This is a genomic window from Nissabacter sp. SGAir0207, assembly GCF_005491205.1.
GTDB lineage: Bacteria > Pseudomonadota > Gammaproteobacteria > Enterobacterales > Enterobacteriaceae > Chimaeribacter.
In genome coordinates this window covers 1,587,910-1,603,005 of record NZ_CP028035.1, presented here as the reverse complement: position 1 = coordinate 1,603,005, position 15,096 = coordinate 1,587,910, and the positions used below count along the sequence as shown (strand labels likewise).

Here is a 15,096-nt window from a genome sequence, read left to right as displayed (position 1 = left end):
GGGGAACATCAGATCCTGCTTCCTTGCGATGAAAGACGTGCTGCGCCAACAACATAAAACATGTTTACATCCGGTTTTTACCGGTTTTTATCTGGCTGAAGGGCGGGCTTGGGGCTACACTGTCGCGCATCATCGCGTTGTGATAGAGGAGTTCGATCCCCTGGCGATTTTGCTGTCCGCTTCAAATATAATGCTGCTGAATTTATATCGTTAACCCTCTCATATCAAGAATTTGTTGGTAAACAATAAGTTAACCCACGTGAATATAAACGTCTCTAATTTGTTAAACGGGAATTACGTCCTGTTACTGTTCGTTGTTTTGGCGCTCGGACTCTGTCTGGGCAAGCTGCGGCTTGGTTCCATTCAGCTGGGAAATTCCATTGGCGTATTAGTGGTTTCCCTGATCCTTGGCCAGCAGCACTTCGCGATCAATACCGAGGCGCTGAGCCTGGGCTTTATGTTGTTTATTTTCTGTGTCGGCGTGGAAGCCGGGCCTAACTTTTTCTCGATCTTTTTCCGCGACGGCAAAAATTACCTGATGTTGGCGCTGGTGATGGTCACCAGCGCGATGCTGATCGCCCTTGGCCTCGGCAAGCTGTTTGGCTGGGACATCGGCCTGACCGCCGGGATGTTGGCGGGCGCGATGACCTCCACCCCGGTGCTGGTGGGCGCGGGCGATACGCTGCGCAACACCCTCGGCAACGGTGAGCTGCTCACTGCCGCGCAGAACAACCTTAGCCTTGGCTACGCCCTCACCTACCTGATTGGGCTGGTGAGCCTGATCTTCGGCGCGCGCTACCTGCCAAAGCTGCAACATCAGGATCTGCCCACCAGCGCCCAGCAAATCGCGCGCGAGCGCGGGCTGGACGCCGACAGCCAGCGCAAGGTCTACCTGCCGGTGATCCGCGCCTACCGCGTCGGCCAGGAGCTGGTGGCCTGGGCGGATGGCAAGAACCTGCGCGAGCTGGGCATCTACCGCCAGACCGGCTGCTACATTGAGCGCATCCGCCGCAACGGCATTCTGGCGACGCCGGATGGCGACGCGGTGTTGCAGGTGGGCGATGAGATTGCGCTGGTGGGCTACCCGGATGCCCATGCGCGGCTCGACCCGAGCTTCCGCAACGGCAAAGAGGTGTTTGACCGCGACCTGCTGGACATGCGCATCGTCACTGAAGAGATCGTGGTGAAGAACAACAACGCCGTCGGCAAGCGCCTGAGCCAGATCAAGCTGACCGACCACGGCTGCTTCCTGAACCGGGTGATCCGCAGCCAGATTGAGATGCCGATTGACGACAGCACGGTGCTTAACAAGGGTGACGTGTTGCAGGTGAGCGGCGACGCGCGCCGGGTGAAGAGCGTGGCGGATCGCGTCGGCTTTATCTCCGTCCACAGCCAGGTGACGGATCTGCTGGCCTTCTGCGCCTTCTTCATCATCGGCCTGATGGTCGGGATGATCACCTTCCAGTTCCACAACTTCTCCTTTGGCATCGGCAACGCCGCCGGGCTGCTGTTCGCTGGCATCCTGCTGGGCTTCCTGCGTGCCAACCACCCAACCTTCGGCTATATCCCGCAGGGGGCGCTGAACATGGTGAAAGAGTTTGGCCTGATGGTGTTTATGGCGGGCGTCGGCCTGAGCGCTGGCAGTAGCATCACCCAGGGGCTGGGCGCGATTGGCGGCCAGATGCTGCTGGCCGGACTGGTGGTGAGTCTGGTGCCGGTGGTGATCTGCTTTATGTTCGGTGCCTTTGTGCTGAAGATGAACCGCGCCCTGCTGTTCGGCGCGCTGATGGGCGCACGCACCTGCGCCCCGGCGATGGAGATCATCAGCGACACCGCCCGCAGCAACATTCCGGCGCTCGGCTATGCGGGCACCTACGCCATCGCCAACGTGCTGCTGACGCTGGCCGGTACGCTGATCGTGGTGATCTGGCCGGGGCTGTAATCCCTTGATCAATCAGCCATATAAAAAATTGCAATAATTTTATCGAAAAAGCGCCGCGCCGCCCGAACTTTCCCCAGGCGGCGCAGTCTTAATCAGTGCCACTGCTTTTCTTTGATGTCCCCACTTTGGAGAGCCCGATAGTCCCGCCTGTTTCCAGGTTCAAGACTACCGGGTTTTTTCTTGGCGATCGTTTCGCCACGTTACCTGCTTACCTTTTCCCTCACCGCCCCACGGCGGCAGGCCGGGCCGCAACCGGCGGATTTTTATTGCTTAAATCAACCCTAAACGTGCTCCCCCATTAGGATTTTCCCCCTTTACTCGCCACAGGCGCGCCCCTAATGTGTGCCTCTTTTGGATAGCGCGCTGTGATGTGCTGCCGTGATATGAGGGAGAATTGATGGAACAACTGAACCACCAACTGTTTAGCTGGATAAATGCCACCCCCGACTCGCCGCTGTGGCTGGTGCGGCTGGCGACCTTTGTGGCGCGTGACCTGATCGCGATTGTGCCACTGCTGATCGCCGGACTGTGGCTATGGGGACGGCATGAGAGCATCACCCACCAGCGTGAGCTGGCATGTAAGACCTTTATCGCCGTCTGCTTCGCGATGGCCGCCACCACCAGCGTCTCCCTGCTCTACCCGCACGCGCGCCCCTTTGTCGAGGGCGTTGGCTATAACTTCCTGCCACATGCGCCCGATGACTCCTTCCCCAGCAACCACGGCACCGTGATCTTCACCTTTGCGTTGGCCTTCCTGAGCTGGCACCGCCCTTGGTCTGGCGCGGTGCTGATGGTCGTGGCCTGCGCCATCGCCTGGTCGCGGGTCTACCTCGGCGTGCACTGGCCGCTGGACATGGTGGGCGGCCTGCTGGCTGGTGGCGTTGGTTGCCTCTTCTCACAGCTGGTGTGGAACCTGTTTGGTTCGGCCATTGCGCCGCGGCTGGAGCGCCTCTACCGCTTCTGCTTTGCCATCCCGATCCGCAAGGGCTGGACACGCCACTGAGTGAACAAAAGGCCCCGGCGCGGGCCTTTTCTGATTTTCCGCCTGCCGTTATCACGTTAGTATGGACACCCTGTACAGAGAACGAGGTCAGGAATGGAAACTCGACGCGAAGAACGCATCCAACGGCTGGTTCAGGCATTGAAACGGTCAGACAAAATTCACCTGAAAGAGGCCGCCGCGCTGCTCGGGGTCTCGGAGATGACCATCCGGCGCGACCTGAGCGCCCAACCCTCCAGCGTGGTGCTGCTGGGCGGCTATGTGGTGATTGATCCGAAGGCCAGCAGTGTCACCAGCTACTTTGTCTCCGACCAGCAGGGCAAGCAGGTAGAGGAGAAGCGCCACGTCGGCCGGCTGGCGGCGCAGTGCATCGCCGCCGATGACACCGTGTTTTTCGACTGCGGCACCACGATTCCCTATATCATTGACGCCATTGATGAGGCGCTGCCCTTCACCGCGGTCTGCTATTCGCTGAATACCTTTCTGGCGTTGCAGGACAAACCGCTGTGCAAAGTGGTGCTGTGCGGCGGGGAATTCCGCCCGGACAGCTACATCTTCACCCCGCTGGCGGGGCGCAACCTGATGGAGAACATCTGCCCCACCAAGGCCTTTATCTCGGCGGCGGGCATCCATCTGGAGCAGGGCGTCAGCTGTTATAACTTTGAAGAGATTGAGATGAAGCACCGTGCCCTCGCCGGGGCAGGCCAGCGCATTCTGGTGGTGGATCACACCAAATTTGGCAAGGTGAAACCGGCGCGCGTCGGCGATTTGACGCTGTTTGATACCGTGATCACCAACCGCCCGCCCGAGCCAGCCTACGCCCGCTACCTCAAGGAGCACCGCATCACCCTGCTGAGCTAAGGCTCGCCTTCCCTTCCCCTCTCCCCCGCCAGACTGGTTAAAATCGCGTCAAACAGCGCGAATTCCCTCTGACGGGGGATAGCAAACGTTTGCGTTGTTGGTTATGCTGCTGCCCCGTCAACTCCAGCAGATTCCGCTGGCTAAAAAGCCATCAGGCGGTGAGATATTGGCTGCCTGCCGTTACTCATAATCTTATTGTGCATTTGCGAAGGCGATCACGGATGTTTTCACCACGGATCGCTATTGTGGCGCGCGCCGCTGCCACGGGCGGAGAAGGTTGCAGGACAAAATATCGCATTGCCGTTCAGGGACTTGTGCAAGTCACGTAACCCCGGCATGATGCAAAACAAAAAACGTTAAGATGGCACTTCAACAAAAGAATATTTTTTAACCAGCCTGTTCAGGCAGGCTGATGCCGGCCCACCGGCATTTTCTCTCAACGTGTTCACGCGGAGGCACTATGGACACTACACAAACGGGTACACTCACCGCGCCAGCCGGCTCAGGGCTGGGCTGGCGCAAAAGCGACACCATGTGGATGCTGGGGCTGTATGGCACCGCCATCGGCGCGGGCGTGCTGTTCCTTCCGATCAATGCTGGCGTTGGCGGCCTGATCCCACTGGTCATCATGGCGCTGCTGGCCTTCCCGATGACCTACTTCGCCCACCGCGGCCTCTGCCGCTTTGTGCTCTCCGGTAAAAATCCCGGTGAGGACATCACGGAAGTGGTGGAAGAGCACTTCGGCACCGGCGCGGGCAAGCTGATCACCCTGCTCTACTTCTTCGCCATCTACCCGATCCTGCTGGTCTACAGCGTGGCGATCACCAACACGGTGGAGAGCTTCATCATCCACCAGATGCACCTGAATGCCCCGCCGCGCGCGCTGCTGGCGCTGATCCTGATTGTCGGCCTGATGACCATCGTCCGCTTCGGCGAGGCGCTGATCGTGAAAACCATGAGCATCCTGGTGTTCCCGTTTGTCGCCATCCTGATGCTGCTGGCCCTCTACCTGATCCCCAACTGGAGCACCGCGCTGTTCGAGAACGTCAACGTCTCTGCGTCCGCGGGCGGTAAGGGTCTGCTGATGACGCTGTGGCTGGCGCTGCCGGTGATGGTGTTTGCCTTCAACCACTCGCCGATTATCTCCGCCTTTGCCGTGGCCAAGCGTGAAGAGTATGGCGTGGATGCTGAGCGCAAATGTGCCTCGATTCTGGCGCGCAGCCACCTGATGATGGTGGTGACGGTGATGTTCTTTGTCTTCAGCTGCGTGCTGAGCCTGTCCCCGGCTGACCTGATGGCTGCCAAGGATCAGAACATCTCCATCCTCTCCTATCTGGCGAACCACTTTAACAACCCGATGATCGCCTACCTGGCGCCGTTCATTGCCTTTGTCGCCATCACCAAGTCCTTCCTCGGCCACTATCTGGGTGCGCGTGAGGGCCTGAACGGCATGATGACCAAGGCGCTGCGCAGCCGTGGCAAGAGCCTGCCGGTAAGCAAGCTGAACCGCATCACCGCGGGCTTCATGCTGGTGACCACCTGGCTGGTGGCGACGTACAACCCGAGCATCCTCGGCATGATCGAGACGCTGGGCGGCCCGGTGATCGCGGTACTGCTGTTCCTGATGCCGATGTACGCCATCCGTAAAGTACCAGCGATGCGCAAATACAGCGGCGCGGTCAGCAACGTCTTTGTGGTGCTGGTGGGCCTGATCTCCATCTCCGCCATCCTCTACAGCCTGTAGGGCGAGACACACAAAAAAGAGCGCCGCGGCGCTCTTTTTTTATGGCTCCGGCTCAGGACTTGTCGCCGAACCAGCCACCAAACCAGCTCGAAAGCTGCATCATGATGCGATCCCACAACCGGCTGATGAAGCCGCCCTCTTTCACCTCTTCAAGTGCCACCAGCGGCCGCTGCTCCACCACCTTGCCATTCAGCTCAAAGTTGATGGTGCCGACCGCCTGATTCTTCGCCAGCGGGGCCTGCAACTGCGGCTGGCTGAGGGTGAAGCTGGCCTTCAGGTTCTTCATCTCGCCACGCGGAATGGTGATGGCCGCATCCTGCGCCACGCCGAGCGGCACCTCATTGCGATCGCCAAACCAAACGCGCTGGCTGACAAAGGGCGCGCCCGCCTTGATCGGCGTCGCGGTCTCAAAGAAACGGAAGCCCCAGGTGAGCAGCGTCTGGCTCTCATTGAAGCGCACATTGTCGCTTGGCGCGCCCAGCACCACCGAGATAAGCCGCATCCCGTTGTCGCTGGCGGAGGAGACCAGATTGTAGCCAGCGCCGGAGGTGTAGCCGGTCTTGACGCCATCGACGTTCAGGTTAATACTCCACAGCAGGCGGTTGCGGTTCACCTGGCGGATGCGGTTGAAGGTGAACTCCTTCTCCTTGTGCAGCGCGTACTCATCCGGCGTGTCGCGGATCAGCGCCTGCGTCATTACCGCCATGTCGCGGGCGGTGCTGTACTGCCCCTCCGCGTCCAGCCCATGCACCGTCAGGAAGTGGGTGTTCTGCAACCCCAGCGCCTGTGCGTAGGTGTTCATCAAGCGGACAAAGGCGTCCTGGCTGCCAGCCACGTAGTCCGCCAGCGCGATGCTGGCGTCATTGCCGGACTGGATGACGATCCCCTTGTTCAGTTCCGACACCGGCACGCGGTCGCCGGGTTTGAGGAACATCAGCGAGGAGCCGCGCAGCACGGGGTTGCCGGTGGCCCACGCATCTTTGCCGACGGTCACCATGTCATCCGGCGTGATCTTTTTCGCCTTGATGGACTGGCCCACCACGTAGCTGGCCATGATTTTGGTCAGGCTGGCCGGATCGAGGCGGGCATCGGGGTTGGACTGGGACAGGATCTTGCCGCTGCTGTAGTCCATCAGCACAAAGGCACGGGCATTGATCTGCGGGGCGGTGGGCGCGTCGGCGGCCTGCGCGGCGGTAGCCAGCAGCAGCACGCCGGCGCCAGCCAGAAGACGGGGTGAAAATACGGGGGCGTTGTTCATCGGCTTATCAGCGTTTCCATTCAGATAATTGAAAATGCGCGCTTTCAATCAGCTTGTTGCGACATAACATGCAAACCTAGCATTTTTTTTACCCGCTGATAAACCTTCAATATGTAAAGTTTTTGCCCACCTGGCACTTCTTAAGCAAAATTTCCCCGCGCTTATCGCGCCGACCCGCCGGGTGGATTGACCCCGGCGCGGCGCTCAGGCATGGTGTGGCCTCTTTTCTTTCAGGATGAATGGGTTATGGGATTGCTGATTAAGGCGGCGATCGGCGCGCTGGTGGTGGTGCTGATCGGCCTGTTGTCGAAGACCAAGAATTACTACATTGCCGGGCTGGTGCCGCTGTTCCCGACCTTTGCGCTGATTGCCCACTACATCGTGGGCACCGAGCGCTCCCTTGAGGCGCTACGCACCACCATCCTGTTTGGCATCTGGGCGGTGATCCCCTATCTGGTCTACCTGATCTCGCTCTACTTCCTGCTCGGCGTGCTGCGGCTGCCGTTGGCGCTGCTGGCTGGGGTGGCCTGCTGGACGGCGGCGGCCTGGCTGCTCATTCAGGGCTGGAACCGCTGGCACGGGCAGGGGTAACGGCGGCCCCTGTCGTCAGCGTGTCACTTTTCTGATTTAGCCTGAGCCTCCCTGACGCCGCGCCCGGTGGCGTCTACGCTGTCAGAAGCCCACGCTGACCCGGAGGTACGCCATGGATTTAGCCCTGTTCGACCTTGACGAGACGTTGATGTGTGAAGATAGCGCCGCCCTGTGGCTGCGCTGGCTGGTGTCGCAGGGCTTCGCCCCGCCAGAGCTGGTGCGCCGCCAGCCGGTGCTGCTGGAGCAGGCGCGCCGTGGCGAGCTGACGCGTGAGGAGTACCGGCTGCTGACGATGGCGACACTCACCGGCTTTAGCTGCCGCACCGTGGCTGGCTGGGTCGATCGCTTCACCCGTCGCGATATTTTGCCGCGTCTCTACCCGGCTGCTCGCCGCCAGTTGCAGTGGCACCGCGAGCGCGGCGATACCCTGATCATCTTCTCCGCCTGTAGCCATGCCCTGCTCGGCCCCATCGCCCTGACGCTCGGCGCGCACCATGCCCTCGCGCCGTTGGCGGAGATCGCCGACGATCGCTACACCGGCGCGCCAGACCCGGAGGATACCCTGCTCACCCACACCGAACGGGTGGAGGCGTGGCTGGCAAACTGGCGCGGCGAGCCGTTCCGCGCGCTGCACGGCTACAGCGACTCGATTCAGGATCGCCTGCTGCTGGAGCGCGTTGACCATGCCAGCGTGATCAACCCGGCCCCCGACCTGCACGCACTGGCGAGCCGCAGCGGCTGGCAGGTGCGCGCCTGGCAGCGCTAGGCGAGGCCAAAGTCGCGCCAGAAGGCAGCGCCCTCCCGCTCAATCTCCTCCTGCAAAAAGGCCAGTAACAGCTTCAGCGCCGCCGAGGGCCGCAGCCCGGCTGGCGTCTGGAGCTGTAGGGTACGCTGGCTGAGCTGGCTGACGTTGAGGTTGCGTAGCCGCATCCCATCCTGACGGGCGCGGAACAGCAGCGTGAAGTGGCTACATATGGTGAGCGCCTGTGGCGTGTGCAACACGAAGTGGTAGAGGCCGGAGAAGTTGTTGCAGCTAAAGGCCGGCTCCAGAAAGGTGCCGCTCATCCGGCAGGAGAGATCGAACAGCTGGCGGATGGTGGTGCCCGGCTCCGGCAACGCCAGCGGATAGGTATGCAGGCCAGCCAGATCCACCGGCCCCTCGGCCAGTGGGTGGTCAGGGCGCATCAGCAGCAGCACTGGCGCGGGCTGCGTGCTGATCACCTCCACGCCGCGCTCCGGTGCCAGACTAAGTTGCAGCGCCACCTCGGCCTCACCGCGCCGCAGCATCTCCGCCACCTCCATCGCCGATCCCGCCTGCAAGTGGAAAGAGACGGCCGGGTTCTGCGCCCGGAAGCGGGTCAACAGCGTGGGCAGCAGGTCGAAGGCCATGCCATCGGTACAGGCGACCCGGATCAGGGTGCGCCGCACTGCCCGCAACCCCTGAATCTCCGCCACCGCGTACTCCATATCACGCATAGTGCGACGCACATGGTTCTCCAGAATTTGCCCCGCGTCGTTCAGCACCATGCCGCGCGCATGGCGCTCAAACAGCGGCGCGCCAACCCGCGCCTCAAGCCGCTGGATCTGGCGGCTGATGGCTGAGACAGCGACAAACAGTTGCTGGCTGGCGGCGGTGAGTGAGCCGGTATCGGCCACCGCCAGAAAGTAGCGGATCTCGGTGCTGTGCATAAGGCTGCCCCATAATGATGCATGCCTCATAATTGGGCACCCGAGCTTTATATTCAAAGCAATGCTCGCTTGCAATTATTATTATTGTGGCAACCCTGTCGATTGGCTTAGATGGAGAGGAAAATAATAATCACGACAGGGAAATTTTATGACAGCACAACATGCAGTGGCTCAGGCGCTGGGCTGGTTTGACAGTGGCGCCTTCCGTGACACCCTGGCGCGCCGCGTGGCCTGCGTCACCGAGAGCCAACGCGACCCGCAATCCCCCCACCTGACGCGCTACCTGAGCCAGGAGATCGGCCCGGCGCTGGCCGCTCTGGGCTTTGATCTGCAACAGGTGGAGAACCCACTGGCTGGCCAGCCTCCCTTCCTGATCGCCAGCCGCATTGAAGACCCGGCGCTGCCGACGCTGCTCTGCTACGGCCACGGCGACGTGGTGAACGGCGAGGCGGAGAGCTGGCGCAGCGGCCTCACCCCGTGGGCACTGGTTGAGGAGGGTGACCGCTGGTATGGGCGCGGCTCCGCCGACAACAAGGGGCAGCACAGCGTCAATCTGGCGGCACTGGAGCAGGTCTACGCCGCGCGCGGGGGCCGACTCGGCTTTAACTGCAAGTGGCTGTTTGAGATGGGCGAGGAGATCAGTTCACCGGGGCTGGCGGAGATTTGCCGCCGCGAACGTGAGGCGCTGGCGGCTGACCTGTTTATCGCTGCCGATGGCCCGCGCATGAGCGCGGCGCGCCCGACGCTGTTCCTCGGCTCACGCGGCTGTGTCAACTTCCGCCTGAGCATCCATGCCCGCCCGCGCGCCTACCACTCCGGCAACTGGGGCGGCGTATTGAGCAACCCGGCCACCCGGCTGGCGAACGCGCTGGCGGCGCTGGTGGATGCACACGGCGCGTTGCAGGTGGCGGCGCTGAAGCCACCGGCCCTCACCCCGGCGCTGCGCGCCATCCTTGGCGAGCTGGAGGCCGGTGGCCAGCCGGGCGACCCGGAGATTGACGCCAACTGGGGCGAGCCGGGGCTGACGCCAGCCGAGCGCCTGTTTGGCTGGAACACGCTGGAGGTGCTGAGTTTCCTCGCGGGCAACCCGCAGCAGCCGATGAACGCCATCCCGCCGCAAGCCAGCGCCACCTGCCAGCTGCGCTTTGTGGTCGGCACGGACTGGACGGCATTGGCTGACCACCTGCGCCACTACCTTGATGCCGCTGGCTTCCCGGATGTGGAGGTGGAGGTGATCCGCGGCACGCCAGCCACCCGCCTCGACCCGGACGATCCGCTGGTGGGCTGGGCGCTGGGGGTGATGGCGCGCGCCAGCGGCAAAAAACCGGCGCTGCTGCCCAACCTTGGCGGCTCGCTGCCCAACGATGTGTTTGCCGACATCCTTGGCCTGCCGACCCTCTGGATCCCCCACTCCTACCCGGCCTGCGGCCAGCACGCCGCCGATGAGCACATGCTCAAGCCAGTGGCGCGCGAGGGGCTGGCGATCATGACGGAGCTGCTGTGGGCGCTGGGCGAGCCTGATCACCCGCTGCGCCAGACCGCCACCACCGCCGGGGAGGTGACGCCATGAGTACCCTGACCCTGACGGCCACGCGCCCCAGCCTCTACAAAACCCTGTTCGCCACCTGCATCGGCAACGCGCTGGAGTGGTTCGACATCGCGGTGTATGGCTTTTTCGCCGCCTACATTGCCCACGCCTTCTTCCCTACCGCCGATCCCTCGGTGTCGCTGCTGCTGGCATTCGGCAGCTTCGGCGTCTCCTTCCTGATCCGCCCGCTGGGGGCGGTGGTGCTGGGGGCCTATGCCGACCGCGCGGGCCGCAAGGCGTCGCTGCTGCTCTCCATGAGCCTGATGATGCTGGGCGGGCTGATTATCGTGGTGATGCCGAGCTATGCGAGCATCGGGCTGGCCGCGCCGCTGCTGGTACTGGTGGCGCGCCTGATTCAGGGCTTCTCCGCTGGCGGTGAGTTTGGCAGTTCGACGGCGTTTTTGGTCGAGCACTTCCCGGAGCGGCGCGCCTTTATCGCCAGTTGGCAGTTCGCCACGCAGGGCGCGAGCACCCTGCTGGCCTCGATGTTTGGCCTTGGGCTGGCGGCCTGCCTGACCGAACCGCAGATGCAGGCGTGGGGCTGGCGCATCCCGTTCGCCTTCGGCCTGCTGATTGGCCCGGTGGGGCTTTATATCCGCCGCCATATCCATGAGCCGACCGCCACCGCCGAGGCACCGCGCTGTGACTCGCCGGTGAAGACGCTGGCGCGCGAGCAGAAGGGGCGCTTCTTCACCGCCATTGGCCTGATGGTGGTCTCCACCGCAGTTAACTACATGCTGAACTATGTGCCAACCTACGCCACCAAGACCCTGCACCTGCCGGGCGAGGTGGCCTTCAGCGCCACGCTGATCGCCGGAGTGATCCTGACGGTGGTGACGCCGCTGATGGGGCTGTGGGCCGAGCGCGTCGGCCGCCAGCCGTTGATGTGGGGCGCGCTGTTGCTGCTGCTGGTAACCATCTTCCCCGGCTTCTGGCTGATGACGCACTTCCTGTCGGCGCTGTCGCTCTGCCTGCTGGTAGGCTGGATGGCGTTGCTGAAGTCCATCTACTTCGCGGCGGTGCCGTCGCTGATGGCGGATCTGTTCCCGGTCTCCACCCGCGCCAGCGGCATGGCGATCAGCTACAACGTGGCGGTGACGGTGTTTGGCGGCTTCGCGCCCTTCCTCTGTACGCTGCTGATCAGCGCCACCGGTACGCCGCTGGCCCCGAGCTACTACCTGATGGCGGTCAGTGTGCTGAGTGCCGTGGCACTGATGAGCGCCCAGCGCCTGCCGCGCTGACTTTCCCGGCCCACGGATGGGCCGTTCTCCCTGCAAAGCCGCGTCGTTAAAGCGGCTTTGGTTGCCTCGATGCTCATTGCCTTCTCCTCTCTTTTCGGTTCACCCTTTTTCCTCTGATAAACCCACGCGCTTTCCCCTTTTCGCCTTGGCCCAAGGTCAGCCCGGCACCCCGTTTTAAGTATGTTGTAATGAAATGTGCACCCAGCTTATGCACACCTTATGCCAGTCGCGCCGAACCGGGGCCAACCACGGCGGCCATTGCCGCTTCGCTTGCCGCCACGCCTTGCCACACGCGGCCTGCGCGAAATTCGTTTATTTTTCGCACTGTTAGTCAACTGCACAAAACACTGGATATATCCACAGGGATGCTGTATATTTATTGAACTCCTTTCGAGGGGAGATAGAGCATCCTGACATTGAGTGGTGAAAGTGATGATGATATCCGCAGCGGGTTTTGAAGCCCTTCATCAAACGGTCTCAATGAGCAGCCGTGAACTGGCTGATGTGACCGGAACCTCGCATGGCGAGGTCAAGCGCCTGATTAAGAGCCTGGAGTCGGCCCAGCGCCTGTCGCAGCCGTTGCGCGCCGCTGATTACGAGCGCGATGGGGAGACCCACCAGGAGTATCTGTTGAACAAACGCGACTCCCTGATGGTGGTGGCGCGCCTGTCGCCCGCTTTTACTGCCGTGGTGCTGGATCGCTGGCAGGAGCGCGAGCTGACCCACGATCTGCCGGACTTTACCAACCCGGCGGTGGCGGCCCGTGCCTGGGCGGAGGAGTTTGAGCGCCGTCAGGCGATGGAAAAGCAAATAGCCCTCATCGCCCCGAAGGCAGACTTCTTTGACCGGTATGTCACCGTTGAGGGCACGCTCGGCTTCCGTCAAGTGTGCAAATTGCTGAAGGTGAAAGAGACGGACTTCCGCCAGTTCCTGCTGGAGCGCCAGATCATGTACCGTCTGGCCGGCGCGCTGACGCCCTACCAGCAGCACATTGACGCAGGCCGGTTTGAGATGCATACCGGCACCGGCGAGAACCGCCACGCCTTCTCACAGGCGATGTTCACCTCCAAAGGGGTGAAGTGGGTCGCTGACCTCTGGGCCAACAAGGTCGCCCAGACCACCCGTGGCGCGGCAGCCTGATGCCGTGCCCCGGGTGATTCTGGCTTAACCATTGCCGGGGTGATTATCGCCCCGGTGGCGGTTCCCCTGTGCCACCCACATTACCCTGCCCGAGTGATTATCCCTGCCCCCTTCCCTGCATTTCCCTCCTATTTATGGAGCAGGTAAACTTTCCGCATAAATAGTGGGAAATGGTTATTCATCCCAATAAATATCATTAATTCCGCGCAGGGAAATAACAATTTTCCTGTATTATTAAATTAAACTTCTCTCTATTTTTATTGCATGATAGCGTTATAACGATCACACTCCACCTCACGTTTTATTTATTATACTCCCGGCAGCACATCGGGTTTCACCCTTATTTTCCGTTCACCCAGGGGGCACGTGATGGCGTTATATAAATACGATCATTTCCTTCGGCAATCGCGCGTGACGGCATTTGATATGATTTATGACCCCGGTGACCGGGTGGTTTACCCCGGCATCTACCGCTGTACCTCCTGCGGTGATGAGGTGGCCGTGGGCAGCGGGCAGTGCTTGCCAGAGATTGGGCACCGGGAGCATTACGGCTCCGTACCGGTGCGTTGGCAATTGCTGGTCTACCCGCAATTGCGTTCCTAATAATAGCGTTAAATTAGCCTGAATAAACCCATAACCAACACCAATATTTATTACTACGAATGTGCTCATCGCCCTTTATTTCCGCTACCCTCCCTGCATGCGGCGGAAAAACAACACCAGGAAAAACCGGGCATCCATGATGCCCGGTTTCTTTATTCCGCACCGACCCGCAGCAATTTCCCGTTCTCCGCATCAGTCAGCAAATAGAGATAACCATCTGGCCCCACCCGCACCTCACGGATACGCTCTTTGCGCTGGCTGAGCAGCCGCTCCTCATCCACCACTTTGTCGCCGTCGAGTGTCAGGCGGATCAACTCCTCCTGCGCCAGCGCGCCGATAAACAGCGAGTGACGCCAGACCGGGAAGCGATCGGCGTCATAGAAGGCCATGCCACTGATGCCCGGCGATTTTTTCCAGTGGTAGAGCGGCGGCTCGGTGCCAGCGGCGCTCTCGCCCTTGGCCTCCGGGATCGCCAGCCCCGAGTAGTTGATGCCGTGCGTCGCCAGCGGCCAGCCATAGTTTTTGCCAGCCAGCGGGATGTTCACCTCATCCCCACCGCGCGGGCCGTGCTCATTCTCCCACATCACCCCACTCCAGGGGTTGAGCGCCAACCCCTGCGGGTTGCGGTGGCCGTATGACCAGATCTCCGGCCGCGCGCCGCTGCGGTTAACAAAGGGGTTATCCGCCACCGGCTGCCCCTCGGGCGTCAGGCGTACGATTTTGCCCTGCAACAGCGACAGCGACTGGGCGGTCGGCCGCTGGTTGTTCTCGCCCAGCGCCATGAACAGGTTGCCCTGACGGTCAAAGGCCAGTTTGCCGCCGAAGTGGTTGCCGACGGAGAGTTTGGGCTGTTGCTGGAAGATGCGTTTGAACCCCTCCAGCCGGCTGAAGTCAGCGGAGAGCTGGCCGTAGCCCAGTGCGGTGCCAGCCTTGTCGCTCTCTTCGCCGCTGCCCTGCTCGGCATAACTGAGGTAGACACGGCGGCTGGTGGCGAAGTCCGGGGCGGGCAGTACCTCCAGCAGGCCCCCCTGCCCGTTGGCCCACACCTTGGGCACGCCGGGGATCGGGTCAGACAGCCCCTTGCCGGCTTGCCAGTGGCGCAGGTTGCCGTCGCGCTCGGTGATCAACATGCCCCGATCGCCCGGCAGGAAGGCCAGTGACCAGGGGTGCACCAGTCCCTCCTGCAAGACCGTCACTTGGGGGGCGGCGATGGCCGGGGCAGCAAAGGCGGGTAACAGGACACAACTCAGTAACAGGGCGGACAGACGCGGCAGGGGCATTGTGTGATCTCCATGTTAAGGTTTGTGTTAAGGGTAGATGATCACCACGGCGCGGCGGTGGCTTTACGTTTGCTGACATTCCTTGTAGGGTGCGCCTTGCAGGCACACGGCGGGCAAAAGCAGGCTACGCTGTAATCAACCTGCCGCCGCACTGTGCAG

The 15,096-nt window shown here is 61.7% G+C and carries 14 protein-coding genes; 11 read left to right on the top strand and 3 right to left on the bottom strand.

Annotated features, from left to right (window positions below; genetic code table 11):
* Positions 1-28 precede the first annotated feature (28 nt).
* The 5 genes from C1N62_RS06815 (at position 29) to C1N62_RS06795 (ending at position 5,547) form a co-directional block, all read left to right on the top strand.
* Positions 29-214, top strand: coding sequence for a hypothetical protein (locus tag C1N62_RS06815; protein ID WP_137762916.1), 186 nt, complete (start codon positions 29-31; stop codon positions 212-214).
* A 45-nt stretch (positions 215-259) separates the two neighbouring features.
* Complete coding sequence (locus tag C1N62_RS06810; protein WP_137762915.1) at positions 260-1,942, top strand: aspartate:alanine antiporter; 1,683 nt, start codon at positions 260-262, stop codon at positions 1,940-1,942.
* Between the two features lie 397 nt (positions 1,943-2,339).
* Positions 2,340-2,945: an undecaprenyl-diphosphate phosphatase gene (ybjG, locus tag C1N62_RS06805; RefSeq protein WP_137762914.1), complete on the top strand. Its 606-nt coding sequence runs from the start codon at positions 2,340-2,342 to the stop codon at positions 2,943-2,945.
* A 93-nt stretch (positions 2,946-3,038) separates the two neighbouring features.
* Positions 3,039-3,803 (top strand): DNA-binding transcriptional repressor DeoR, encoded by a 765-nt coding sequence (gene deoR / locus C1N62_RS06800; protein ID WP_137762913.1) that lies wholly within the window; start codon positions 3,039-3,041, stop codon positions 3,801-3,803.
* 460 nt (positions 3,804-4,263) lie between these two features.
* Positions 4,264-5,547 carry an HAAAP family serine/threonine permease gene (locus tag C1N62_RS06795; RefSeq protein ID WP_137762912.1) on the top strand — a complete coding sequence of 428 codons (1,284 nt, stop codon included), beginning with the start codon at positions 4,264-4,266 and terminating at the stop codon, positions 5,545-5,547.
* 52 nt (positions 5,548-5,599) lie between these two features.
* Here the strand turns inward: C1N62_RS06795 and C1N62_RS06790 are convergent, their stop codons facing one another.
* A complete protein-coding gene (locus C1N62_RS06790; RefSeq protein ID WP_137762911.1) occupies positions 5,600-6,805 on the bottom strand; it encodes a serine hydrolase in 1,206 nt (401 codons plus the stop codon).
* 246 nt (positions 6,806-7,051) lie between these two features.
* Here C1N62_RS06790 and C1N62_RS06785 point away from each other — a divergent pair, with 246 nt between their 5' ends.
* Together C1N62_RS06785 and C1N62_RS06780 are read left to right on the top strand one after the other, a co-directional pair.
* Positions 7,052-7,396, top strand: a complete 345-nt coding sequence (locus C1N62_RS06785; RefSeq protein WP_137762910.1) for a GlpM family protein — start codon at positions 7,052-7,054, stop codon at positions 7,394-7,396.
* A 112-nt stretch (positions 7,397-7,508) separates the two neighbouring features.
* Positions 7,509-8,162: an HAD family phosphatase gene (locus C1N62_RS06780; RefSeq protein ID WP_137762909.1), complete on the top strand. Its 654-nt coding sequence runs from the start codon at positions 7,509-7,511 to the stop codon at positions 8,160-8,162.
* On the opposite strand, the gene C1N62_RS06775 is transcribed toward C1N62_RS06780, so the two are convergent.
* Positions 8,159-9,085 carry a LysR family transcriptional regulator gene (locus C1N62_RS06775; RefSeq protein WP_137762908.1) on the bottom strand — a complete coding sequence of 309 codons (927 nt, stop codon included), beginning with the start codon at positions 9,083-9,085 and terminating at the stop codon, positions 8,159-8,161. The two genes, C1N62_RS06780 and C1N62_RS06775, sit on opposite strands and share 4 nt — an antisense overlap.
* Positions 9,086-9,233: 148 nt before the next feature.
* Here C1N62_RS06775 and C1N62_RS06770 point away from each other — a divergent pair, with 148 nt between their 5' ends.
* The 4 genes from C1N62_RS06770 (at position 9,234) to C1N62_RS23150 (ending at position 13,657) form a co-directional block, all read left to right on the top strand.
* Positions 9,234-10,655 carry a M20 family metallopeptidase gene (locus C1N62_RS06770; RefSeq protein WP_137762907.1) on the top strand — a complete coding sequence of 474 codons (1,422 nt, stop codon included), beginning with the start codon at positions 9,234-9,236 and terminating at the stop codon, positions 10,653-10,655.
* Positions 10,652-11,914: an MFS transporter gene (locus C1N62_RS06765; protein ID WP_137762906.1), complete on the top strand. Its 1,263-nt coding sequence runs from the start codon at positions 10,652-10,654 to the stop codon at positions 11,912-11,914. The genes C1N62_RS06770 and C1N62_RS06765 overlap by 4 nt, the downstream gene beginning before the upstream one ends.
* 432 nt (positions 11,915-12,346) lie before the next feature.
* A complete protein-coding gene (locus C1N62_RS06760) occupies positions 12,347-13,054 on the top strand; it encodes a phage antirepressor KilAC domain-containing protein (protein WP_137762905.1) in 708 nt (235 codons plus the stop codon).
* Positions 13,055-13,480: 426 nt separating this feature from the next.
* Positions 13,481-13,657 (top strand): hypothetical protein, encoded by a 177-nt coding sequence (locus tag C1N62_RS23150; RefSeq protein ID WP_168195827.1) that lies wholly within the window; start codon positions 13,481-13,483, stop codon positions 13,655-13,657.
* Between the two features lie 152 nt (positions 13,658-13,809).
* Here the strand turns inward: C1N62_RS23150 and C1N62_RS06755 are convergent, their stop codons facing one another.
* Positions 13,810-14,937, bottom strand: a complete 1,128-nt coding sequence (locus tag C1N62_RS06755) for a PQQ-dependent sugar dehydrogenase (RefSeq protein WP_137762904.1) — start codon at positions 14,935-14,937, stop codon at positions 13,810-13,812.
* Between the last annotated feature and the right edge of the window lie 159 nt (positions 14,938-15,096).

Excerpts from the sequence above, each read along its gene's own strand:
- C1N62_RS23150 (WP_168195827.1), top strand. The coding sequence starts at position 13,481 with ATGATTTATGACCCCGGTGACCGGGTGGTTTACCCCGGCATCTACCGC.
- C1N62_RS06755 (WP_137762904.1), bottom strand. The coding sequence starts at position 14,937 with ATGCCCCTGCCGCGTCTGTCCGCCCTGTTACTGAGTTGTGTCCTGTTA.
- C1N62_RS06770 (WP_137762907.1), top strand. The coding sequence starts at position 9,234 with ATGACAGCACAACATGCAGTGGCTCAGGCGCTGGGCTGGTTTGACAGT.
- deoR (WP_137762913.1), top strand. The coding sequence starts at position 3,039 with ATGGAAACTCGACGCGAAGAACGCATCCAACGGCTGGTTCAGGCATTG.
- C1N62_RS06775 (WP_137762908.1), bottom strand. The coding sequence starts at position 9,085 with ATGCACAGCACCGAGATCCGCTACTTTCTGGCGGTGGCCGATACCGGC.
- C1N62_RS06815 (WP_137762916.1), top strand. The coding sequence starts at position 29 with ATGAAAGACGTGCTGCGCCAACAACATAAAACATGTTTACATCCGGTT.
- C1N62_RS06795 (WP_137762912.1), top strand. The coding sequence starts at position 4,264 with ATGGACACTACACAAACGGGTACACTCACCGCGCCAGCCGGCTCAGGG.
- ybjG (WP_137762914.1), top strand. The coding sequence starts at position 2,340 with ATGGAACAACTGAACCACCAACTGTTTAGCTGGATAAATGCCACCCCC.
- C1N62_RS06780 (WP_137762909.1), top strand. The coding sequence starts at position 7,509 with ATGGATTTAGCCCTGTTCGACCTTGACGAGACGTTGATGTGTGAAGAT.
- C1N62_RS06760 (WP_137762905.1), top strand. The coding sequence starts at position 12,347 with ATGATGATATCCGCAGCGGGTTTTGAAGCCCTTCATCAAACGGTCTCA.
- C1N62_RS06790 (WP_137762911.1), bottom strand. The coding sequence starts at position 6,805 with ATGAACAACGCCCCCGTATTTTCACCCCGTCTTCTGGCTGGCGCCGGC.
- C1N62_RS06785 (WP_137762910.1), top strand. The coding sequence starts at position 7,052 with ATGGGATTGCTGATTAAGGCGGCGATCGGCGCGCTGGTGGTGGTGCTG.
- C1N62_RS06765 (WP_137762906.1), top strand. The coding sequence starts at position 10,652 with ATGAGTACCCTGACCCTGACGGCCACGCGCCCCAGCCTCTACAAAACC.